Below are 22467 nucleotides of genomic sequence, written 5' to 3' on the forward strand. Positions count from 1 at the left end.
GTCCCCCTTTTTGCCTGGAGACTTTGCGATGCAAAGTGACGTCACGTCCCACAACGAGAAGCTTCATGTCGGAATCATCATGGACGGCAACGGACGATGGGCGACACGGCGCGGCCTGTCGCGCGTCCGCGGCCACGAGGCCGGCGTCGAGACCATCCGCCGCATCGTCGAGGCCGCACCCAAGCAGGGCATCGGCACGCTGACGCTCTACGCGTTTTCGACCGACAATTGGCGCCGGCCCAAGGCTGAGGTCGCCGCACTGATGACGCTGCTCCGCTTTTATCTCGCCAATGAAGTGCAGAGCCTCGTGAAGAACGGCGTCCGGCTCAACGTGATCGGCCGCCGCGACCGCCTGCCGGACGGCATCGCCAATGCCATCGCCCGTGCCGAGGAGGCCACCGCCCACGGCGGCACGCTGCACCTGCGCATTGCGGTCGACTATTCCGCGCGCGACGCGATTCTGAACGCCGCGGGCAAGGCCGCTGCGCTGACCAGCCTCACCCGCGAAGCCTTCTCGCAGCTCGTCACCGGCGAGGCCGGCTTGCGCGACGTCGATCTCATCATCCGCACCTCGGGCGAAAAGCGGCTGTCGGACTTCCTGCTCTGGGAAGGCGCTTATGCCGAGCTGCATTTCACCGAGCGGATGTGGCCCGAATTCGACGCCGGCGATCTCGCCGCCGCGCTCGCCTCCTTCCATGGCCGCGAACGGCGCTTCGGCGGCCTCCAGGCGATCATGCCCGAAGAGGTGCCCGCGCTGTCGCGCGCGTGACATCCGGCACGGAGCGGTGGGTGCAAAAACCGCTGCAAGCCGCTCCGGATCGTGCTCTACTGCCTCCCGTGACGGGAGTATGCGGCGATGCGCGCGGTACTGGACTATTGCACCGGCGGAACGGAGCGGCAGCTTGCGGCCGGCACGCAACTTTTGACAGAGGGCGGCGCCTCCGGGCCACTCTATGTGCTGAAGCAGGGCAAGCTCGAAGTGCTCAAGGGCGAGATGGTGGTCGCCACCGTCACCGAGCCCGGTGCGGTGCTAGGCGAAATGTCCGTTCTGTTGGGCCAACCGTACACCGCAACCGTGCGGGCGTGTTCCGATGCCGTGGTCTACGAATTCCAGGATGCCGCCGCGCTGCTCAAGCGCGAGCCCGACGTTACGCTGCTGCTCGCGCGCATGCTGGCGCAGCGGCTCAATGCCGCCAACACCTATCTCGCCGATCTCAAGCGGCAATATGCCGGCCACGGCACCCATCTCGCCATGGTCGGCGAGGTGCTGCAGAGCATGATCAACCTGCCGCCGCTCGAGGTCTCGCCAGGCTCGGATCGGCAATCCGACCCAAGGATGTGAGCCAGTCCGGCGGCTCCTCGATATGGGATGCGGGCCGCTTCAGCGGCGCGTCGAGATCGATCCACTGCGCTTCGCCGGCCGCCAGCCAGAATGCCTTGTTCTCGTCGAGGTCCAGCACGATGTGCGTCGGCGGCCGTCCGGGTTGCAGGCCGGCGTTGAACACCCAGGTCTGGCCTATCCGGTCGTGCCATGAGCCGTCCTTGATGAAGGGCGATTGATGCACATGGCCCGAGATCACCATCGACGGCTGAAACTGCATGATCCACTGCACCAGCTCGACGTCGCCGAAGAAGCGCTTGCCGCCCCAGCTGGTCGGTGAGTTGGCCGGCGGCGCATGGTGTGCCCAGATCCAGCGCTGCGGACGGTTGAGCGAAGCATCGCGCAGCTGGTTGGCGAGGCGCTGCTTGACGAGCGGTCCGTCCCACCATGGGCATACCGTGAACAGCGTGTCGCCAATGGTGAGATCGTCGCCGTCGCAGGCGATGCCAAGCTCGCGCACCTCGGAAATCCAGCGCGATATTTTCTCGCCCTCCGCATTGCGCTCGTCGAGATCGTGATTGCCGGAGCAGAGAATGACCCTGGTCTTTGCTGCGATCAGCGCAAGATATTTCTTCACCACCACGATCTGCGCCCGGAAATCCACCATCGAGCCGATGTCCAGCGCATCGCCGGCGAAGATCACGAGGTCGAATTGGGGCGCCGCGCTGACCAGCCAGTCGAGCTGCGGCAGCGAGTAGTGCAGATCGGCCACGACCAGGCAGCGCATCGAGAATCCGTCGAAGGGGGAATAAAAATGTCAGGGAATTCCAAAACTTGCCAAGCAAAAAGCAGACCAGCATTGCGGCAGAATGATCGGCCGGCGCGAGCATGCTGCGGCGCGCGGGTCCGCGCAAGTGCAGCGGCGTCGCAGGGCTGGACCGGATCGCCGAATTCTGGTGTCGTGGTATGCCTTCAACGCCGGTGATCGCATGACGTCCTTCAAGACCATCCGTGCCCGCGCCGAGAAGCGCAAGGGCGGCCCCAAGGCGCTCGAAAAGCTGATGCCTGACAAACCGGACCTGAAGCGTCTGGCCAAGCTCGGCGACGATCGCATCCTCGCCGAGATGACCAGGCGCGTATTTTGCGCCGGCTTTGCCTGGAGCGTCATCGATGCGAAGTGGGACGGGTTCGAAGACGCCTTTCTGCGCTTCCAGCCGGCGAAGCTGTCCTTCCAGCCCGAGGATTATTGGGAGGGCCTGCTGCGCGATGCGCGGATCGTGCGCAATGGCGCCAAGATCATGTCGGTGCGCGCGAACGCGGCCTTCGTGCAGGAGATCGCCAGGGAGCACGGCAGCTTCGGCAGGTTTCTGGCGAAATGGCCGCCGTCCAACGAGATCGGCCTGCTCGATCTCCTCACCAGGCGCGGCTCCCGGCTGGGCGGCAACACCGGCCAGATGCTGCTGCGCTTCGTCGGCTGGGACGGCTTCGTCACCTCGAAGGACGTCGTCGCGTGCCTGCGCGATGCCGGTCTCGACATCGCCGAAGAGGTCAAGTCGAAGGGCGATCTCGCCAAGGTGCAGGCGCAGTTCAACGCCTGGGCCGAAGAGACGGGTCTGCCCTACGCCTATCTGTCACGCATCTGCGCGCTGTCGGTCGGTGAAAACACCAGCGAACATTAGCTCACGACAATCGGCTACGGCGCAATGCGCGTGGCACCCGGCTCGCAGAGATGCTGGAGGTGTTTATATCCGGCGGCGCGCGCGAAATCAGTCAGCCGCCACAGTTCTCCATTGGCACCCCAGGTGCCGTCGGTGACGTCCCAAACCATGATGGAGGTCGCGACCCGCCGCGGATCATTTGGCGGCTTCGCGCCTGCAACCACCTGATGGATACGTCGCACGGCCTCGGCGCGTCCCGCCTCGTCGATCACGCCGGCGGGCGGATAAAGAAAGACGATGACCGGGATGATGCGCGAGGTCTGGTCCGTGCCGCCTGCGAAGAAGCACCCTTGTTTCACTTCCTCGACAAGCACCCAGGTGAGGACCTCTTGCCGCGGATCGTCACCCCAACCTTCGACGGCCTTGACCGCTGTGTGGATCCCTTTGCCCAGCGCCGCGCGAGCGCCGTCATCGAATGCGCCTTCCGGTACCTTGACGATAATGTTCGGGATAATGCCTCCGTGAGAGCCTGGTGTGTGAGAGTAATCCGAACCGACCACGCGCCGGCTTCACCGCGTGGCGCCGGCCGCCACGTCGGGTCCGCCGATTTTGCGGCCGCCTGCCAGCCGCCAGCGAAAGAAAGCGAGAATTTCGTCGCGGGCGACGATCGTCGGCTGGCCGGCTTCGTCGATCAGGTGCGCTGTCACGACACTGTGCGGTGTCGGGACATGTCGAGCGAAAAACGGCGCGAGATCGGCGTTGGCGGCACTGTCCGGCAGAACGCGACCGACGAAGCGATCGCCGAGTGCTTGCGAATAGGCGGCAAAGCGCTGGGCCATGCAGAATTTGTCGCCGGCAAAACGATAGCCCATCACGGTGAGGTTTTCGCGATCCAGCCGCTCGCGCACGGCCTTGATCTCGTCGGACGCGATCTCGAGGCCGGCTGGATTGTTCAGCGGCAACGACGGCTGCGACAACACCGGCGCCAGCATGGCGGGCTCGAGCATCATGGTGAGCGCGAAATTGCCGGTGAAGCACATCCCGATCGCGCCAACACCGGGGCCGCCGCACTCCGCGTGCGCAAGCCGCGCGAGCGCGCGCAGCCACTTGGTCACCGGGCTGGATTCGTTCGACGTCATGGCTCGAAACTCGGCGCTGACGCACGCACGCTGGAAAACGGCGGCGCCTTCCTCGGCGCCCGGAACCGCGCCGTCGCGCCCGAACAACGAGGGCATGTAGACGGCGAAACCGGCGTCGCGCACCCAGCGGGCAAAGCGCGCGACATGCGGACTGATTCCCGGCATCTCCGCCATGACGATCACCGCGGGCCCCGCACCGGTCACGAAAACGGCCTTGGCGATGCCATCGAGCGTAATCTCACGGCGCGTGAAATCGTCCAGTGGGTCGTCCTGTTTCATGGAGCGGTTCGGCATCGTGTCAATCTCCTCGTTGAAGATGGAGGACGGGCATGGGCGCGGCGATTGGCCTTGTCCTGCGGCGGGACCATCTTCGCGGAGATCGTTGCGCTTCCGGCAATGTCGGGCTAGTGTCAAAAATGACATTAAGCGGGCATTTTTTGACATGATCAAAGTCGCTGTCATCGAGATCGAAGGATGCCTTGCCTCGAGCGCCGCCATCACCCACGACGTGATGGCAACCGCCAACCGGATCAGCGGTGCAAAGCGTGTCGTGCCGTTCGAGGTCGCGACAATTCGCTGCGGCGCGCGACGCAGCAACGGCGACATTCGCGGCGCCGATCTCGTCATCGTTCCCGGGCTCGGGACGACGACGGCGGTCGAGTTGGAGCGCAGATTGCTCAGTCCCGCATGCAGGCGTGCCGAGGATATGGTTGCCGCTGCCTTCGCAGGCGGCGCAATGCTTGGCGCGTCCTGCGCGAGTACCTTCCTGCTTGCCGAGACCGGCGCGCTCGACGGAAGACGTGCGACGACGACCTGGTGGTATGCGCCGATGTTCCGCCAGCGCTATCCCAAGGTTGCGCTCGAAGCCGAGCAGATCGTGGTTGCCGACTGGCCAGTTGCGACTGGAGGGGCTGCGATGGCGCAGATGGACCTGATGCTGGCGGTCGTCGAAAGGTTCGCAGGTCCAAGTCTCGCAAAGGCGTGTGCACGTTATCTGTTGCTGGACGCGCGGCGTTCGCAAGCTCCTTTCATGGCAGTCACGTTTCTGGCAGGGCAGGACCCGAAGATCGCGAAGGCCGAGAAATGGGTGCGCGCCAACATCGCGCGCGATTTTGCGATCGATGAACTTGCCGCATCGGTCGCGCTGGCGCCCCGAACATTCGCGCGGCGAATGGCGGCGACCTGCGGCCTTTCACCGATCCAGTTCGTCCAGCGGATCAGACTGGAGACCGCGCGATTTCTGCTCGAGACCACGCGGCTTCCGGTGGAACAGATCGCCCTTCGGGTGGGATATGCGGAGCCTTCCACGCTGCGCCGCCTGATCCGTCGCGACACCAAGCGTCCGCCGGGACACTTTCGCCCGGTCGCGTGATGCCAAAATGAATGAAGCCTTCAGACGTCTGCCGTGCTCAATCGCGGCGGGCAGGGATATCGGAAGAAATGGCGCACCCGACACGATTCGAACGTGTGACCTTTGCCTTCGGAGCAATTTAGCCTGCCTATCCTAAATGCACGACAGGGCACGCTACAATGCGATATGTAACTGAAGATACTAGACAATTCGTATTTCCGCGCCGAACTGTCTATCCAGAATTTCGCTCCGATATCCATCCGGTTGCTTCCGTGGTGCTTCCGCGGAAGCAGCCCCTCACTAGCGAGGGGAACACCTCATGGCAAAGCTGACCAAGCGGATCGTGGACGCTGCCGATGTTCGCGAGAAGGACTATTTTATCTGGGACGACGAACTGCCCGGTTTCGGCCTCCGCGTGTTCGCCTCCGGCAAGCGCAGCTACCTCATCCAATATCGCGCTGTTGGACGCACGCGACGCTACACCATCGGCCTGCATGGCGTGTGGACGCCGGAGACAGCCCGGCAAGAAGCGAAGGTCCAACTCGGGCGCGTCGCGCGCGGCGACAACCCTTCCGAAGAACGTCAGCTCGATCACAAGGCCATCACGGTCAAGGAGCTTTGCGCCCTCTATACCGCTGATCTGAACGCGGGCCTCATTCTGGGTAAGGGCGGGCGACCGAAAAAGCCCACCACCATCGTCACCGACACTGGCCGTATCGAGCGGCACATCATCCCGCTGATCGGCGCGCGCCGGGTCAAGGATCTCACCAAGGCCGACATCAACAAGGTCTTGAAGGACATCATGGCCGGCAAGACGCGCGTCGCCGTCAAGACGAAAAAGCTGCGAGGAAAGGCCATTGTTCGTGGTGGCGCGGGCACCGCCACGCGCACCGTCGGCCTATTGGGCGGAATCCTCACCTACGCTGTCGATGCTGGGATTATAGAGGTCAATCCGGCGCACGGCATCAAGAAGCCCAAGGACAATGTTCGGAATCGTAGGCTGACCGAGGCGGAGTATCGCACCCTCGGGCAAATGCTTCGCGATGCCGCGGCGAACGAAAAATACGCCATGACCGTGGACATCATCCGGCAGATCGCGCTCACCGGCTGCCGCCGCTCGGAAATGATCTCGCTAATGTGGATCGAAGCTGACACCGACGCGAGCTGCATGCGCCTGGTGGACAGCAAGGAAGGTGAGTCCATTCGTCCAATCGGATTGCCCGTCGTCGAGTATCTGGAGGAACGGCGCAAGACCGCAGCGGGCACCTATGTCTTCCCAGGTCAGGGCGAGGACCATGCGTTCGGCAGCTTCCCGAACCATTGGGAACAGATTTTCAGCGACAGTCCGCTCGCCGGCGTCACCCCGCATGTCCTGCGTCACAGCTTTGCCAGCATCGCCAACGATCTCGGTTTCACCGAGGTGACCATCGCGGCGCTCGTCGGCCACTCCAAGGGCTCGGTGACGAGCAAATACATTCACACGCTCGACACTGCGCTCATCATGGCCGCCGACACGATCTCCGGTTACATCCAAGGGCTACTCGAGGGGATCGAATTCAAACAGACGGCCTACGCATTGGATCGTGATTCTCGTCGAGCTGCGCTTGACCTCTTCCTGACCAAAGCGGTTGGAGAGCCGGGGAACGAAGCCGAGGACGAGGAGCGTCGCTTGGCAGCTTGAGGCTTGCGATCAGCCACTGGTCGGCGAGCAATTCATCGCCGCCCACGATGCAGTCGAAAAAGCTTTTTGAAGAAATCGACGATCTTCGGTTTGGCGCCATCGGCGACCAGGTCATTTGCTCCGAACCGGCAGACCATCCTGACACTCCTGCACACCGAGCGCAGCCGTAGCGGCGCGTTGTCTCGTTCGACCGCTTGATCGCCCGCTGCCGCATTGGCTCCGCCAGCATTGGAGACTTTCTGAGGCAGGAACGTCTCGCAGAGGGGGCATCTGACGCAATCGCCTCACGCCCCCGTTGCGCGCAATTTAGGGCACATATACTTCAAGGATCGGGGCGGAAGGCGCCACCGCTTCGGCCCGACGCTTGGCAACGCGCTTCGCCGCATCGCGGACAAGTGCAAGCTTGCGCCTGTCCTTGTCCACGCATGCCAGAATTTGGTCATCAGTTGCGGCGTCGATCTGTTCGGGCTCACAGAGCTGCGCGGCGGCCAAGCGGCAATAGTCGCCCCGCAGCAAATCGGCTCCAGCGAATTGGGCGAGGTCGACGGCGGCGCTGGGCACGCCATATGTCAACCGGATCGCCAGACGTCTCACACGGTCACCGAGATCGAGCGTGGGGTGCAGGATCTCGGCGACGCGAGCCGCGACCGGCATCAGATCGCAAGTCCGCGCTGCGACCGCGCGTATGGGGCCGGCGGCGCCGCCAAACGCACCACCGAACTGCGTCAGCACGCGCTCGATCTCGCTCATGGCACGACCGGACACGAACAAAAGACAAGCGACCGCCTTCTTCGCACGCAGGGTCGCCTGATGATCTTCTGTTGTCCCGCGCTGAAGCGCGTTCAGGACGTGCCACGGCACATTCTGCCTCTGCAGCTCGTTGGGCCATAGCTGAGGCTCTTTCTGCGTGCTTTTTCGGTTGATCGGAAAAAGGAGTTGATCGACCTCGACCGTCGTTTGAGCTGCGGCAATCAGGACGGGATCGCTGATTTCTTGGGGCTGAAGCGAGCCGAGGCAATCTACGAGCGCGACGATGGACCCGACCTCTGCCGCGCTTTCGCCAGCGAGACGGCCCAGCTTGGTCAATTCATACGCGCCTGTAGCGTTCTTCTGCACCAGGCCGTGGCGTTCCAAATCCGCTAGGGCCGAAAGCAGATCCGGCCGGCTCCACTGCCACGCGCTATGGGCGCGCCGGGCTTGGAACGCGCCGAAGCTCGATTCCAGAAATTCGACAATCTCCTCGCTCGGCACGCCTTCGCCGGCCGCTCGTTGTGCCGCGACTAGGACGCGGATAATCAGGGAGCGTGGGTCGGTTGTACCGTCGAGGAAGCGGGACACCAAGTCTTCCGGCTCCGCGGTCACGTATCGCGACCACAGATCATGCTCGGCGCGCGGATCGAGCGCCAGCAGATACGAAGCTCCCTTCTCGGCGAAGCCAAGCCTTCCCGCGCGACCGACTAGGTTCTTGTATTCGGCTACCGAATAGGGCTCGTCGCCGGGATGATTCAAGCCGGCGATGATGACCGATGACGCGGGCGTGTTCACGCCCATCGCCAGCGTCGTCGTGGCTGCGATGACGCGCAGGCCCGAGCCGCTACGGCGAAATTCTTCCTCGATGACGCGCCGCTCTTCGCGGTCGAGATCCGAGTTGTGGAAAGCGACGCCGCGCCCCAGCGCGCTCCGCAAGTCGGCGCTGGCCTGCGAGGGATCGCCGCCGGGCATCTGCGTCAGCGCCTCGGCAGCCGGAGGCAATCCGAGCGACTCTGCGAGATAGTTGGCGCAGCCGCGGGCTTCGCCCTTGGTTTCGCGAAACACGATCACCTGCTGGCCTTCGGCGACAAGCTTGCGCACCAGCGGGATGATCCAATCCTGGCTGGATCCTTTGCCGCCGACAAGACGCCGAACGAGCGGCCCCTCAACCTGCTCATTGCCATTCTCCGGGTCAAGAAAGCGGAAATGCCCGGTGCCGAGCAACAAGCCCTCCTCAAGCGGAACGGGCCGCTCCGTGCGCCGCAAGAGCCGCGCGCCGAGCCATTGCTCAAGGCCGTTCGTGTCCCCGATCACAGCCGAAAGCGCGATCAGTTGGGGCTCGATCCCCTCACGCCGGCGCATCCGGATGAGCGTCAAAATGAACTCCAGATTCGCGCCGCGGCCACGGTCGGCGATCATCTGCGCTTCGTCGATCACGATCGCGCCGACCTGCGCCAGCACATGAGGGAATGTCAGCGCGATCGCGGCGAACTTCTCATAGGTCAGGAGACCGACATCGTATTGGCCCCGCAGCAGAGGCGCGATGTCGTCCGTCTCGCCCGTCGCTTCCACCGTGCGGACCCCGAAACCGCCATAGACGCTCTCGAAGTGCCGCCGCTTGTCTGCCACAAGGGCCTTAAGCGGCAGCAGAAACAAAGCCCGTTTGCGATCCAGCACGTTCCGGAGCGCCGCGAGCTCGCCCACCATCGTCTTGCCCGAGGATGTCGGGGCCGACACCACCAGGTTCTCGCCGTCCAGCACGCCGAAGTCGGTGATGGCGGAGATCTGAAGCGCATTCAAGGACGGGATCGCTCCAGCCCAGGCGGTGACAAGCGCGTCGGGGAAACCGGCCGACGAGAGGCTGGCAAGATCGGACGTCACCTTGGCAGGCAGACGCGCCGGGAAGGCCGCCCGATACTTAGCGCCCGGCACGAACACGGGCCACGCGACATCGCCGTCGATGCTCCCGCGCATGGTCGGGTTCTGCTCTTTGCCGCCCTGCAGCGCGGCCGCCCGGACGCGGCTCGTGACATGCTCGAGGAGGCGGTAGAGCGAGAGCTTGCCGCCGCTCACGACTTCCTCGGCGCCACATAGCGCCTCAAGCAGAAAGTGGGTCAGAAAGCCGTGCCCGAACCGGCGGTGCTCATAGGCGGGCTCGGTCGCCGCGGAGGCGGTGAAGATGATCCGACCAGCGCCGCCAAGCTGAGCCAGGCGCGCTTCGGCGGACAAAAGGCTGCGCGGCTTCGCATCGACGTGCAGAACCTTCGCCCCAATGCCGCCGGAAAAACAACAGTCGAGGAACAGGATCAGGCGCTTTGCCGGTATCCGCGAGAACCATTCCTGCAACAGCTCGAGCGGGATCGCGGAGCCGGCGAGATCATCTGGATTCGCGTCGTGGGTGACGAGCTCATGTGTCTCCGACCCATGGCCGGAGAACGCGATCACCACCGTATCCTCGGGGCCGCAGCCGGCCAGGTCGGCAAATGCGTCCTCAATCCGCTGCCGCGTGGCCTCCGCATCTGCCAGCAAGACTGTGCTGCCGCCCAGCGTGTCGAAGAACAGTGCCTCCAGCGCCGTCGCGTCGCGACGCGCGCAGGTCAGCTCATCAATGCCGGTCGAGCTATAACGGTCGATGCCGATGAACAGGCCGCGAAACGGCATGAGGCACCACGCTACGCCCGAACGACGCCGACGGAGAACGCGGCTCGTGGCTTCTCAGCCTTCTCCAGCACGACCGGCGCGAACGTGTCTTTCCGCGCGACCTGCTTGTTGCCCACCTTCTCGAACCAGACACACCAGACGGCATCCTCCTCCAGCATGGCCGTCTTCCCGACCTGCTCGACCGTCATGATCGGCCCGCCTGACTTCACCCGCACAAGATCGCCGGGCTTGAATTCGGTAGCATCCATTCTCCACGCTCCTTCTCGATGCCTATCTGTCCTCGCCAGGCACCGGAGGAGGTCGCAAGAAGCTCGCCCACGTCCCCACCACCATGAGTGGAGACGCGCACGTGCTAGGAGATCGCCCCATGCCTAACATCAATATATGGTGTGTCGGTCATTCCTTGCACAAGGATTTCGGCGAAGACCGTGTAAGCTCCTGATAGATGTTCTTGATTTGTCTCTTAGGGCTGCGCTGCGTTCCGAAGCGGGATAGCCCGACGGCAACCTGCCGTCGGGCCTATCGTCACGATCTGCCAGATAGCCAACGCCAGGCGCGGCGCCAGAAGCCGGGAGCCGCCTTGACGGGAGCGGGCTGAACGGCAAGTTCGATCGCTGGCGTCTGCCCGTAGAAGCGCGCTTTGGCAGCGCGGTCACGACGACGCTCGGCTTCGACCTGCTCGTCACTCCAGGGGCCGGCCTCGATCACCTTGCTGCGGTCGATCACATAGTGTGACCGGCATTTCAGCGTCCAATTGCCGATCGACGGCCGAAGGGAGACGGTCTCGCCATCGAACGTCATCTTCCAGTCCGTCGGCGTGAAGGGGGCGACGACCTCCTCGCCGCAACCGCAGCAGCAGCTGTGGGCTGATGTGGCATATTCCATCGAAACATAGAGAATGCCTGCCTCAAGGCGCTCAGGGATGTGTTCGACGAAACGATGTTCGAGTCGCTTGTGCCGTATCACGCGAGATCCCCGTTGATCAGCATGTTGCCGTCGGTGGTGTAGGTGCAGTGATGCTCGCGCTCGAGGTCGCGGTAGAAGCCGCGAATCTTCTTCCACTTGACGACCGCGAGGACAGCATTCAGGGCGTTGAGATCCGCGACCTGGATGTTGGAGGCGTAGATGTCCTTGGCGCCGCCGCCGACGAAGGAAATGCGCTGCCGCGCGTGATCGCGCTTCTCCGGCGTACTGGCGGTGACGCGCAGGATGCCGCCCAGCGACCCCTCGTCGAGCTCGAGCCCCATGCCAACATCGACGAACGCGGCGCCGATCGCCTCGAGCTTCTCTACGATCAGCCGCTTAGCGTCACCCGCATCGAGGGACAGGAACGCGAAGGTGACGCCGTCGAGAAGGTGAATGTTGTCGACGCCGAGCGCGACATCGTGCGCCACGATGTTCCGGTGCATCCGGCTGTAGATGCGCTTCAGGTATTCGACCTTCTTGGGCGCTTCCCGCAATTCCTCCAGGCTCGGAGCGCCCGGCGCGCGAAACGCGTTATGGGTCAGGAACTCGTCGCTGTCGAACAGCCGGATTTCCCGGACAGGCGTCTTGGCGACGAAATCCAGGATGTAGCCGCCGGTCCCCCCGACGCCGATGATGGCGACCCGCTCGTTGACGAGTCGCTCGGTCAGGACGCCGATCCCGACACGGTCGGAGGCGGTCTCGACATAGTTGAAGACGCTGTCCTCCTCCTCTTCCGGTTCGCGGAAGGTGCGAGGCGTCGCGCCGGACTTCAGCACTGCGGCCGGGCCCGCGAGGATATTCGCGTAGCTCGTCATCTTGTGGTGGTAGTCCGAGTAGCCGCCGTCTGGCTTGCTGGAGAAGCTGTGCGTCGCCTTCAGGCCGTGGCCGAGATCGAAGGCGCCGGCCGCATGCGAGATGCCCTGGATGGGCCTGCCGTCGGCGTGGCACGGGAAATCGCCGTCCCAGTGGATGACATGGGTGTCGGGCGGGCGCGTCTGATCTCCGGCCAGCGTGAGGCTGGAGATGAGGGTGCCGATGCGCACCTCCCGGCGCGCATCGACATACGGCACCTCGCGCATAACGAGATACCCGCCCTGCTGCTGGACGAAGTAGCCTTCGTCCCGCAGCCGCTTGAGGTCCGGATTACGACTGAACAGTGCGCGTGACATTGAACACCGTGCCCTTCTTCTTGACGTCGACGGAGCCGCCAACCCCGAGCTCACCGGCGGGCGGCGTCGACGCCGCGTGCCGATAGGTCATCGAGAAGACGACGTTGGGTTCGTGCTGGCCCGGGAAGGCGAGCTGGACGATCTGTTCGAACGTCACCGTGCGGGCGTTCACCGTGCGCGGCCGCGAATTGACGATGATCTCGAACGTCAGCCGCGCGGTGATGAACCGCTCGATGCCGGGCTGGACCAGATCGATCAGCTCGCCATGCTCGATCAGGCGATCTTCACCGCCGGGAACCTCGAGGAAGACGGCCTCCCCCTCGCCGGGCTTGGCGAGGCCGTAGAGCACCGTGCCGCTGATGACCGGCTTGCCCCAGAGCAGCTCGTGGTCGTTGAGGGTCAGCTTGAAGTCGCGGTCGGTCTGGAAGGCGATGAACCGCTCGGCGCCGCGCTCACGCAGGTCGAACGGCTCGTTGAGCCTCACATCCTCGAAATCGCCCGAGGGCAGGATCGCGATGAGGCTGTAACCGTCCCGCGGGTCGAGTGCCGCGGCTTCCAGCAACTGGCGGCCGAGCGGCACGGGATCGCTCACCACACGGGACTGGAAGTTGAGATCGCCCTGCGCGAGGAGAAAGCGATACCCCCGCGCCGGACGCAACGCCCGGCCTTCGCGCAGGGCGTTGCCGAGATCGTCGTAATCAAGAAGTTCTTCGGTGTTCATAAGATTGGGTCCTTAGGTTCGGCCGAGGCAGCGCCGCGGCTCTAAGGGTCCAATCGGAGCGAGGGAGGCCGACCGGTAAGGTCAGACGAACTTTTTTTGCAAGGGGCCGTCGGGGGTCTGCCCGCAGATGAAGAAGGCCGGGCAGTTCGGGCAGGTGCGCGACGAAACCTCGGCCGGAAACCGTCCGGCGCGGATGTCGCCGAGAAACTTTGCGAGCTTGTCCTTGCGCCCCTTCAGCTCCCGATCGGACAAGGCAAGCGCATGTGCCTCGCCGTCGGAAAGATGGACGAGCTCTGCGACCGCGCCGGGAAAGGACTGCCTGACCGCCAGCATCAGCGCCGCCGCGCCGACATCCTTGCCCTCGGCCGACCGCATGTGACCCGTGCGAATGCGGCGCACGGCGCGGATGCCGTCCGGCCGCACCAGCACCTCGTCCGGCCGAACGATGATCTCCTCGCCGCCGAAACTGAGGCTGAGCGCGACCGGCGCTTCGGGGACTGCTTCGGCGCGGTTCGCCAGGAAGAAGCGCAGCATTGCCAGCGCCAGATCGCGGAATTCCGCGCGATAGCCGTGCTCGCCGAGCCCCTCGCCGGCGAGCGCCGCATCGATGCGATCTTGCAGCGCCTGCTCGGACACGGGTCCATCCGACGCGATCACCGCCTCGACCACCACGCGAACCGCCTCATGCAGATGCATGAAGGCGGTCGCGGTTCGCCGGCCGCCGACCTGCAGGACATGCGTGTAGAAGAAGCGACGCGGGCAGGATTCATAAAGAGCGATCTGCGGGGCGCCTAACCGCAGCCGTCCGTCGACCACCAAATCGATATCCCGAGCTTCCGCGGCCACGGGAAGCGGCCGTGCCGGCACGAGCGAACGGCGTGTTAAGGTCGCCCCGAGACGGTCGAGGAATGGCGAAAGCGGTCGGTTGTGGCCGTTACTCTTCTCGGTCGGCGCATAAAGGATCAGGCGATCGCGGGCGCGCGACTGCGCCACGTAAAATAGGCACTCCTGCTCCTCGGCCTGACCTGCGCGGAACGCCTCCAGCGCACTGCCCTCCGCCCCCGCGATCATCCCGTCGGGCGCCGGACAGGGCGGCGCCGGCGGCGTGCGTGGGATCGTGTCGCTGTTAAGCCCAGGAATATGGACGCCACCGAACTCTAGGCCCTTGGCGCCATGGATGGTCATCAGCCGCACGGCGTCGAGATGCTGGGCGGCCGCCGGCAATTGGCGCAGGTCGCGGTCGTCGCCGAGCCGCACGAGCCTGCGCACACGATCGAGCAGGCGCGTGATGGGCAGCCCGCGTCCGGCCGGTTGTACCCGCACAAAGTTGAGGAATTGCCAGATCGCGATGCCCCGTGTGCGGTCGGCGAGATCCTCCGACGCGCCCAGGCGCGCGGCGATGCGTGTGCGATCGAGCAACAGCGTCGCGAGCACGGTCCAGGGCGAGGCCGTCTGATCGAAACCATCGAGCGCAGTCGCGAGCTTGGCAACGGTCTGCCGCCCCCTGTCGCTCAAACCGGGGATCGCCTCGCCATGCCGCAGCCAGCCCGCCGGCGCGTGCTCGGCCGCCCGCAGATGGTCGAAGACCGCGACCACATCGGCAAAGGAGGTGGCGAAGTCTCGCCAGCAGGCAATGCGCACCAGGCCCATGGCGCGCCGATCGACCAGGATCGAGAGGAGAGCCAGGAGATCCTTGACCTCACCCCGCTCGAACAGACTTCCCAGGAAGAGGACCGGCACGCCGAGCCGTTCCAGGTCCTGCCCGATCGTCGACAGCTTTTCGTTGCCGGTGCACAGGACCGCCTGGTCACGATAGGCGTAGCCGTCACGCCGCAGCTCCTCGATAGCGTCGGCCAGGGCGACCTGCTGCTGCTCGGCGCGCTGGACCGTGCGCAACTCGGGCCTATGTCCATTGGCGTCGCGGTCCGCGTCGAGGCCACTATCCGCATCGCCGGCGCGCATCGTGATCGCGAAACTGGAGAAGCTGGCGACAATCTCCGGCACCGAACGATAATTACGCTTCAATCGACCGCGATTGCCACCGGCGAAGTCCTCCTTGCCGAACCGGGTTATGTTGAAGGATGAGGCACCGCGAAACCGGTAGATCGACTGCTTGGCGTCGCCGACCATCCAGAGATTGCGGCCGTCGGGCCGCAGTGCGCTCAGCAGCCGCACGCTGCTGCGGTTCACGTCCTGATACTCATCCACCAGGACATGATCATATTGCGCCTGCAGCGCCGCGCAGATGGCCGCCTCCTTTTCGAGCAGTTGCACCGGCAAGGCGACAAGATCGCCGAAGTCGATGCAATGCGCGTTGCGCTTGAGCTGTTCGTAGGCCGCGTAGACGCGGGCAACCTCGCCGGCGCGTTCCGCCGCCTCGCGCGCATCCGAGTCCTGGGCTTTCGCCTGCATGGCGTCGGCGAGCGCGGCGTAGGTTTCGGCGTCGACCACCTCATCCTTCGCCCGCGATACGGCGGCCAACATGTCGGCAATGATCTGGGTCGGATCGTAAAGATTGCGGTAGTACGCGAGCCTAAGCCGCGGGAACTCCCCCTCGAGGAGTTCGACCGCTTCGGTCCGGTCCATCATCCGCGGGTCCTTCGGCAGGCCGAGCTCCGCATGGAAACGACGGATGATATCGAGGCCGAAGGCATGGAACGTGCCGATCCACATCGCGGCCGCAGCCTCGGGCCGCTTGCGCGCGATCCGCTCGGCCATCTCGCCCGCTGCCTTGTTCGAAAAGGTCAACAGCAGTATGCGCCGTGGATCGACGCCCTCGCCTAGAAGGCCCTCGACGCGCGCGATCAGCGTCTGCGTCTTGCCGGTGCCAGGCCCCGCCTCAAGCAGATAGGCTTCGCCGCGATGCGCCGCAGCGGCCGCTTGCAGCGGATTGAGCGGCCGTTCGACATGCGCCGCAGTCGCGGCGGGAGGCACGGGCGGCAGCAGCAAAGCATCGAACAACTGCTGCGCGACGACCTCGAACGGCGCGCCGAGCTTCGCGGCGATGGCGGACGCGGCGAGCCCTTGGTCGACATGGAGCGCCCGCGCGACGGTGCGCGGAAGCAGCAGTTCGCGCGCGAACAGGTCCATCTGGACTTCGCGGCGTTGCCGGCGTCCATAATCGACAACCCGATCCATTCCGACTGGTGAGGGCTCGGCCGGGCGTGCCGGATCAATCATCGGCGCCGCTTCGCCACCAGGATCGTCGCCCAGCTCGACATGGCCGATCTCATGCGCCACGAGGAAAGCTTGCTCGAACGGAGAGCCCATATTCTCGTGAAGAATCAGATCGTCGGCGGCGACGAAAGTCGCGCGGCCGCCATTGAGGACGGCTGCGCCGGCGGCAGTCCGTTCGACATCAATCCCCCGCCGCTTGGCCTCGGCGACAGCAAAGTCATAGGGCGACCAGGGATCGGCGCCGGATGCAACGAGGCGAGCGTGAAGCTCGGCGGCGACTTGCCTGGCGAGCTCCACACTGTCCATGTCAGTCCGCCTCCGCCAACAGCCGGGCGCGCTTCTCGGCCGGGACGCCGGCATCGATCAGCACTTGCTCGAAGGTGACCTGCTCGCCGGCCACCGGTTTGCTGTCGGCCTTATAGCTGCGCGCGACAATCAGGTGCGCTGGCCCCCAGGACGACTCCAACTGTGCGACAGAGCTGCGCATCGCATCCGCCAATATCGCCAGGAAGCGTCGCGGGATACTGACGAGAGAGACCCGCCGTTCGCGCAGTGCGGTCACGACCTGCCGGGGCACGTCCAGACGCTGCGCGACGGCGCGCCAGTCATCGACCGTCAGCGCCGCGAAAGGGTCGGCTGCTGCCGCCGGCATAACCTTCGCGTGTTGCGACCAGGCAGCGTCGATCAGCGCCCGATCGGTAGCAGAGAGGGGTGCGGCATCTTCATAAGCCTCGCGGCTGAGTTCGCGCGAGAGGTCGATGAGCTCCCCGGCATATTCCGGGTATAGCCGCAGATAGCGTTCCAAGGTCGACCGGCCAGGCTCGCTCTCGACCGCGAACGCGTCGAGCACGGCCTCGCGGGATGGACGTCCGCCGCCGGGGCTCACCGCTCGTCTCCGTCGGCCATGGCAGCTCGCAGGGCGGCGAAGGCCTTGTCGCGGTAGGTTCGGACGGTCTTTTCGGAGCGGCCCAAAGCCTTGGCGATGGTCATGACGTCCGGCTCCTTGGAGTCGATGGGGAAGCCCTGTCTCAACATGTGAATGATCCTGCTTTGTTCTGTCGGTAGAGCTTCAATCGCTGCATCCAGGCGCGACCGGTAAGACGGGTCGTCGAAATCCGACACGGCGAAGGGATCGTGGGTCCCTGCGGCCGCCTCGACCTCCGGTGACAGTTCTCCGCTCTCCTCGTCATATTCGAGGGGCTGGGAACGGTTTTCGTCGCGCCAGGCCTTTTCCTGCGCATCGCGCCGCAGGCTCGCTAGCGCGCCATCGAAGCGCACCTCGAAGTAGTCGACCTTTTCGTCGTAGGCGGCGCGGTCCGCCGAAAAGAGCTCGACGAACCGGCCGAACACCTTGTCGCGCACGACCCCGCGCGTCAGCGATTCCGTCTTTCCATCGGAGCTTTCCGCCCTGGGCAAACTGCGCAGCACCCGTTCGGTCAAGATCCGATAGAGGCGCTCGAACCACACCTCGTTGTTGTCGCGACGGCTCGCGCGAATGAAGTAAACGAGACATTCGCTCGGGACGTAGCCCGGGTCCGAGCGCTTGGTGATTTCCGCCCTGGCGATCAAGCCATCACGCGGCAGGACTGCCAATTCGGCGATGAGGGCTTCTATCTTCGGGTCGCGCTCGTAGAGTTCGCCGCTGAGGCGGCGTTTGCGCAGCGGGGTTACGATCGCTTCGCCCGCGCCACGCGCGTCTGCCTTTTGCCCGGTGTCGAAAGCTCCCTCCAACTGGTTCATCGCGCGGCCCCGCCTCCCGTATCGCCCTTCTTGTTGAGACGCGTCTCGAGCGAGCCGATGCTGTCGAGCACCGCCTCGAAATCCGGTGGATCGCCAAAGATCATGCCCTGCATGGCCCTGTAGTCGACGCGCAGTTGCTCGATCATCGCGTCATGCGGGGCGAGTGCAAACGAGCCAGGCGCAGCGCTCGCGAGATCGAAGTCCGGTCGATTGAAGAACATCCGGGCGTGCGCGACGCAATCCGCACCGAGCGCCGGATCAGCGATGGCGGCGGCGCCGACGCGGGCCGCGGCGAGCTGGTGCAGGTCATAATAGTGACGGGAAACGCGTTGGCCGCCCCCGCGCAGCTCGCCGCGCTTGTCGAACCAGCGCCGCAGCCCATGGAGGATGACAACCTTGTCCCAGAAGGTACGTTCCGGATCGACCGTGCGGACGGCCGGCACGGTCAGGTCGAGCGCCGGCAGATCATCATCGACATAGGGTTTGATCGGCACTTCGCTGTTCGGATCGAGCGCGGATTTCGCGCCCGACTCGATCTTGATCGCTGCCCGCACATAATCCGATCGCGGCGTCGCCGCGGGATACCAGATCAGAAGCGTCTGCCCGTCGGGATCAGCGTCATCGGCTTCCACTCGGGCCGCGCCGGCATCGAGGCCGGCAGCCTGAAGCCGGTCCTGCAGGATCTGCGTCAACTCAGCCCGCAGCGGGCCGTTGATGTAGGCTTGGCAGGCGTCCTTGATCGCATCGAGGCGCGCCCGGCGCTTTTTGCTACTCAGCGCTTCGAGCTCCTCGATGGTCGCCGGCTCGCCGATGTCGTCCCGAAACACCGTGACATCAATGTCTTCGGAGAAGCGATTGATCAAACCAAACCCTTTGGACAGGGAGGTTCCACCTTTGAAGAGGAGGCGGGGTCCGCCCTCTTTCAAGCCATTGAACAAGGCATCCAGCGTCCAGCAGACCCAGAAGTCCTTCTCGATATTCTGAGACGCCGTGCCGAGGCGTAGCGCCGTCGTATCGAAGGCGCTCAACATCGCGTCCGACCCGGCCGCGAGAACCTCGTCGAAAGCCGGATTCATGTCTTCACCGCCCGGGCTGCACCGCGCTTGGCAGTTTGTGCCTTCTGCGGGGAGAGCGGCTTTCGCTTGGGCCGGGCGACGGCAGCATGACGCTGATCATCGGCATCGTCCGCCGTTCTTTGTTGATGACGATCATGATCAGCATCATCACGATCATCATCGACGTGCCGACGACGAACGCCGGCGTCGCTTTCAACGAGCGGCTTGAGAAACACCCACATCCATGTCGGAAGAGCTGTCATACCGGCAGTGAGATCCGCTTTGAGGGGCGGTCCCACCGTGGGATCTTCGAAAAGATTGGCGAGCTTGCGCCTAACCTGATCACTTTCTCCTTCACGAACCAGGAGATCGCGCAGCCAGTGAAGCGCTTGGACGACGCGCATCGCTGGTCGTCCGGCCCAGAATAGCTTGCTGGCCGCGGTTGGACGGAAGGTGATCGTTACGTTGCCGAGCTTGATCGCGCGGCGCCGAGCGTCGGTGTGCACCACGATTTTGGCGGGGACGGCGTCAGTTAGGCCCAGATCGTTCGCCGCGGTCATGCCGTCGACAAGCATCCGGGTTTGGTCACGTCGCCCGACGGCGTCGATGACTGAGCGCGGATCAGGCGGATTGGGTTTCTGGGTGAGTTTGTTGAAGCCAGGCTGATCGTAGAGCCCACGATCAATCCGCCTAAGGATTTCGACCTTCGTCAGCCGCTGCAACGCCTTATCGACCGCGTCCCGCGAGGCGAGATCGACGAAGTCACTGGGCGTCCAGACCTTGCGTGGCGCATCCGCACGGATGCGCTCGAGCATGGCTTTCTTCAGATCGGGCGAGTCGGTGTTCATGTCCGAAAATTGTAGTCCTTTTTCGGACGCGAACCAAGTGGATTGTCCGAAATAAATATACAAATTTCGGACAATCTAAATAGGTAGGCCGCCCACCTGAGAATGGCTCCTTCGGCCGTATGCAACTTTGCCGACCGTCCTGGCGAGCCAGCTCGGTAGCTGGGGCGCGACCGCGACGAGTTCGCCGAACGTGGAAGACGGCAACTTGCGCTTCAACGTCATCAAGGCGGCTTCTGCCTTTTCCGGCCCCAGCCAGGCGAGCGCTCGCACCGCCTGTCCGGCGGGCCGATCGGCCAGCGCCAACTGCCAGCGCGGCGCATGCCGCAGCTCGACGACCTGCTGGCCCAGATTCATCGTCCGGCTACGGCCCGATGTCAGATAGACCGACCGGACCGGCACCTGTGTCGTGAGGCCGAGCGCGTTAGCGGCCGCGGCACCGTTCGACACGATGGTTTCGCCGCGCTGGAGCGCGAGGGCTTCGACGGCCTTCTCGACGGAGGGCGCGCGGACGCCGAACCGACTCGAAACCGGGCGCAGATAGACGCCGCGCCCGGCACGCATCAGCCGGCCACGTTCAGCCAGTCGCGACAAGGCTTGATCCACCGCGGCGCGATTGCCGAGATGGAGCAGGCTCTTCGCCGCGATCGGAGCGCCCTCGGGCAAGCCCTCGGTGTGCGCCAGAATCTGTTCGGTCAGTCGTTGCACGGCACTTCTCCTGTCAGAAATATATGCGGTTTTCTGACAGTTTTCAATCTCCCCCAAACCGACTGGAAGGGCCAGCGATTGAGAGGGGGCCTGGAGGGGAAAGCCTTCCCCTGCGGCCGAGCCCAGGGTCTCGGCCGACCCCTTCTGCGGGGAGACCCCGCAACGCCCTCATTAGAGTGAGAGTGTGGACCGGATTTCCGTGACGGGTTGAGGGTCGGGAGAGAGTCTTCCGGCGCCCGTCATGGAGTTTGATCCCATGAACATGCAGGTTCTCGATGCCCGGCGCGACGTGAGTGGCGGCTGGAAGGTGGACATCAACCGCGGCGAGCGCATCGGTCGGGTTTCCTCGGAGTGGTTCTCGCGACCCGACGACGAGCGCTATCTCTCGCTCGCCGAACTCGGCCGGACCGTCCGCGAGCGCACCGAGCGCAGCCGAACGCGCGTTGTCGAATCCGCGCTTATCCATGTCGAAGCCAGCCGCACCGATCCCGAACGGCTTGCCCTGATCCTACCAGGCGCCGACAAGCCCATCGCTCCGACGCACTGGAGTTTCGGTCAGCTCGCGAGCCAGGTCGGCGCGCCGGCCGCCTATCTGCGGCAGCTCCCCGCCGCGCTCGCCGGCATCAACCTGCAATATGGGCTGACCGCCCACCGCGCCGAGCAGATCAAGACCCTCGAGACCGACGACGGCCGCGTCGAGCTGCGCGCCGTGACCGGCCCCGACTACGGCCGGATCTACGACCACGAGCTGGTCGAAGCCGTGCAGCGCATCGCCGGCAACGGCACCGGCGACACCCGTTGGAAAGTGCCCGGTGTCCTCGACTGGTCGACCGGCGTCTATAATCCGCGCGTCGACATCACCAAGGACACCACGACGCTCTACGCTTCCGATCGCGACGTCTTCCTTTTCCTCGTCGACGATCTGAATCCGATCGAAGCCGGCAAGCTCGCGGATGGATCGCCCGATCTCTATTTCAGGGGCTTCTATGCCTGGAACAGCGAAGTGGGCGCCAAGACCCTTGGTATCGCGTCCTTCTATCTCAGGGCCGTGTGCCAGAATCGCAATTTGTGGGGCGTCGAAGATTTCGAGGAGATCTCCATCCGCCATTCCAAATACGCCGCTTCGCGCTTCGCCCATGAGGCGGCGCCGGCCTTGCTCAGCTTCGCGGACTCCTCACCGCAGCCGTTCATCACCGGCATCAAGGCGGCGCGCGAACGCATCGTCGCGCACAAGGACGAAGAGCGCACCGAATTCCTGCGCCGCCGCGGCTTCTCGAAAGCCGAGACGGGCAAAATCATCGACGCGGTGCTGGCCGAGGAAGGCCGCCCGCCGGAAAGCATCTTCGATTTCGTCCAGGGCATCACCGCCGTCGCGCGCGACAAGCCCCACCAGGACGCGCGGCTCGAGCTCGAAGGCAAGGCCAAGAAGCTGCTCGATCGCGCCGCCTGATCCCCGCAATGCCGGAGATGCGGTTGTCCGTGTCTCCGGCTTTGCGTCCCCTAGCCATACTGTTTCCGGGCTGTC

General features: G+C 64.5%; 20 protein-coding genes. 6 read left to right on the plus strand and 14 right to left on the minus strand.

All coding sequences use genetic code 11. The annotated features are described in order from the left end of the window. Positions 1–28 precede the first annotated feature (28 nt). Positions 29–769, plus strand: a complete 741-nt coding sequence (locus JQ621_RS16315) for a di-trans,poly-cis-decaprenylcistransferase (RefSeq protein ID WP_212235730.1) — start codon at positions 29–31, stop codon at positions 767–769. Between the two features lie 87 nt (positions 770–856). Continuing rightward, positions 857–1342: a Crp/Fnr family transcriptional regulator gene (locus JQ621_RS16320; RefSeq protein ID WP_212235731.1), complete on the plus strand. Its 486-nt coding sequence runs from the start codon at positions 857–859 to the stop codon at positions 1340–1342. Here JQ621_RS16320 and JQ621_RS16325 read toward each other — a convergent pair. Next, positions 1281–2108 (minus strand): metallophosphoesterase family protein, encoded by an 828-nt coding sequence (locus JQ621_RS16325; RefSeq protein ID WP_212235732.1) that lies wholly within the window; start codon positions 2106–2108, stop codon positions 1281–1283. The two genes, JQ621_RS16320 and JQ621_RS16325, sit on opposite strands and share 62 nt — an antisense overlap. A gap of 202 nt (positions 2109–2310) precedes the next feature. On the opposite strand from JQ621_RS16325, the gene JQ621_RS16330 reads away from it, so the two are divergent. Continuing rightward, positions 2311–3000 carry a DNA-3-methyladenine glycosylase I gene (locus JQ621_RS16330; protein WP_212235733.1) on the plus strand — a complete coding sequence of 230 codons (690 nt, stop codon included), beginning with the start codon at positions 2311–2313 and terminating at the stop codon, positions 2998–3000. 14 nt (positions 3001–3014) lie between these two features. Here the strand turns inward: JQ621_RS16330 and JQ621_RS16335 are convergent, their stop codons facing one another. Together JQ621_RS16335 and JQ621_RS16340 are read right to left on the minus strand one after the other, a co-directional pair. Beyond that, positions 3015–3539: a tautomerase family protein gene (locus tag JQ621_RS16335; RefSeq protein WP_212235734.1), complete on the minus strand. Its 525-nt coding sequence runs from the start codon at positions 3537–3539 to the stop codon at positions 3015–3017. 9 nt (positions 3540–3548) lie between these two features. Next, on the minus strand, positions 3549–4616 hold the full coding sequence (locus tag JQ621_RS16340; protein WP_249125318.1) for a dienelactone hydrolase family protein: 1068 nt from the start codon (positions 4614–4616) through the stop codon (positions 3549–3551). On the opposite strand from JQ621_RS16340, the gene JQ621_RS16345 reads away from it, so the two are divergent. Together JQ621_RS16345 and JQ621_RS16350 are read left to right on the plus strand one after the other, a co-directional pair. Next, positions 4561–5490 (plus strand): GlxA family transcriptional regulator, encoded by a 930-nt coding sequence (locus JQ621_RS16345; protein WP_212235735.1) that lies wholly within the window; start codon positions 4561–4563, stop codon positions 5488–5490. The genes JQ621_RS16340 and JQ621_RS16345 overlap by 56 nt on opposite strands. Positions 5491–5788: 298 nt before the next feature. Continuing rightward, a complete protein-coding gene (locus JQ621_RS16350; RefSeq protein WP_006023603.1) occupies positions 5789–7150 on the plus strand; it encodes a tyrosine-type recombinase/integrase in 1362 nt (453 codons plus the stop codon). A 306-nt stretch (positions 7151–7456) separates the two neighbouring features. Here the strand turns inward: JQ621_RS16350 and JQ621_RS16355 are convergent, their stop codons facing one another. From JQ621_RS16355 to JQ621_RS16405, 11 genes are all read right to left on the minus strand, one after another. Beyond that, the gene (locus JQ621_RS16355) at positions 7457–10561 is read right to left on the minus strand and encodes a DEAD/DEAH box helicase (RefSeq protein ID WP_006023604.1); all 3105 of its coding nucleotides are present in this window, start codon (positions 10559–10561) and stop codon (positions 7457–7459) included. 11 nt (positions 10562–10572) lie between these two features. Then, positions 10573–10809, minus strand: coding sequence for a DUF2158 domain-containing protein (locus JQ621_RS16360; protein WP_006023605.1), 237 nt, complete (start codon positions 10807–10809; stop codon positions 10573–10575). A 277-nt stretch (positions 10810–11086) separates the two neighbouring features. Next, positions 11087–11527 carry a ubiquitination-like system serine protease family protein gene (locus tag JQ621_RS16365; RefSeq protein ID WP_006023606.1) on the minus strand — a complete coding sequence of 147 codons (441 nt, stop codon included), beginning with the start codon at positions 11525–11527 and terminating at the stop codon, positions 11087–11089. Next, positions 11524–12696, minus strand: coding sequence for a ThiF family adenylyltransferase (locus JQ621_RS16370; protein WP_006023607.1), 1173 nt, complete (start codon positions 12694–12696; stop codon positions 11524–11526). Before JQ621_RS16370 ends, JQ621_RS16365 begins: the two co-directional genes overlap by 4 nt. Next, positions 12671–13417, minus strand: a complete 747-nt coding sequence (locus JQ621_RS16375) for a multiubiquitin domain-containing protein (protein ID WP_006023608.1) — start codon at positions 13415–13417, stop codon at positions 12671–12673. Before JQ621_RS16375 ends, JQ621_RS16370 begins: the two co-directional genes overlap by 26 nt. 81 nt (positions 13418–13498) lie before the next feature. Beyond that, on the minus strand, positions 13499–16900 hold the full coding sequence (locus JQ621_RS16380; protein ID WP_006023609.1) for a UvrD-helicase domain-containing protein: 3402 nt from the start codon (positions 16898–16900) through the stop codon (positions 13499–13501). A gap of 1 nt (position 16901) precedes the next feature. Beyond that, on the minus strand, positions 16902–17480 hold the full coding sequence (locus JQ621_RS16385; RefSeq protein WP_006023610.1) for a hypothetical protein: 579 nt from the start codon (positions 17478–17480) through the stop codon (positions 16902–16904). Beyond that, positions 17477–18334 (minus strand): response regulator transcription factor, encoded by an 858-nt coding sequence (locus tag JQ621_RS16390; protein WP_006023611.1) that lies wholly within the window; start codon positions 18332–18334, stop codon positions 17477–17479. Before JQ621_RS16390 ends, JQ621_RS16385 begins: the two co-directional genes overlap by 4 nt. After that, a complete protein-coding gene (locus JQ621_RS16395; protein ID WP_006023612.1) occupies positions 18331–19410 on the minus strand; it encodes a nucleotidyl transferase AbiEii/AbiGii toxin family protein in 1080 nt (359 codons plus the stop codon). The genes JQ621_RS16390 and JQ621_RS16395 overlap by 4 nt, the downstream gene beginning before the upstream one ends. Next, complete coding sequence (locus tag JQ621_RS16400; RefSeq protein ID WP_006023613.1) at positions 19407–20237, minus strand: DUF6088 family protein; 831 nt, start codon at positions 20235–20237, stop codon at positions 19407–19409. The genes JQ621_RS16395 and JQ621_RS16400 overlap by 4 nt, the downstream gene beginning before the upstream one ends. Before the next feature lie 75 nt (positions 20238–20312). Beyond that, positions 20313–20942: a DUF6088 family protein gene (locus tag JQ621_RS16405; RefSeq protein WP_006023614.1), complete on the minus strand. Its 630-nt coding sequence runs from the start codon at positions 20940–20942 to the stop codon at positions 20313–20315. 256 nt (positions 20943–21198) lie between these two features. Between JQ621_RS16405 and JQ621_RS16410 the strand changes: the two genes are divergently transcribed. Next, the gene (locus tag JQ621_RS16410) at positions 21199–22392 is read left to right on the plus strand and encodes a hypothetical protein (protein WP_024338475.1); all 1194 of its coding nucleotides are present in this window, start codon (positions 21199–21201) and stop codon (positions 22390–22392) included. The last annotated feature ends 75 nt before the right edge of the window (positions 22393–22467 follow it).

The organism is Bradyrhizobium manausense (genome assembly GCF_018129685.1).
GTDB classification, from domain to species: Bacteria; Pseudomonadota; Alphaproteobacteria; order Rhizobiales; family Xanthobacteraceae; genus Bradyrhizobium; species Bradyrhizobium manausense_D.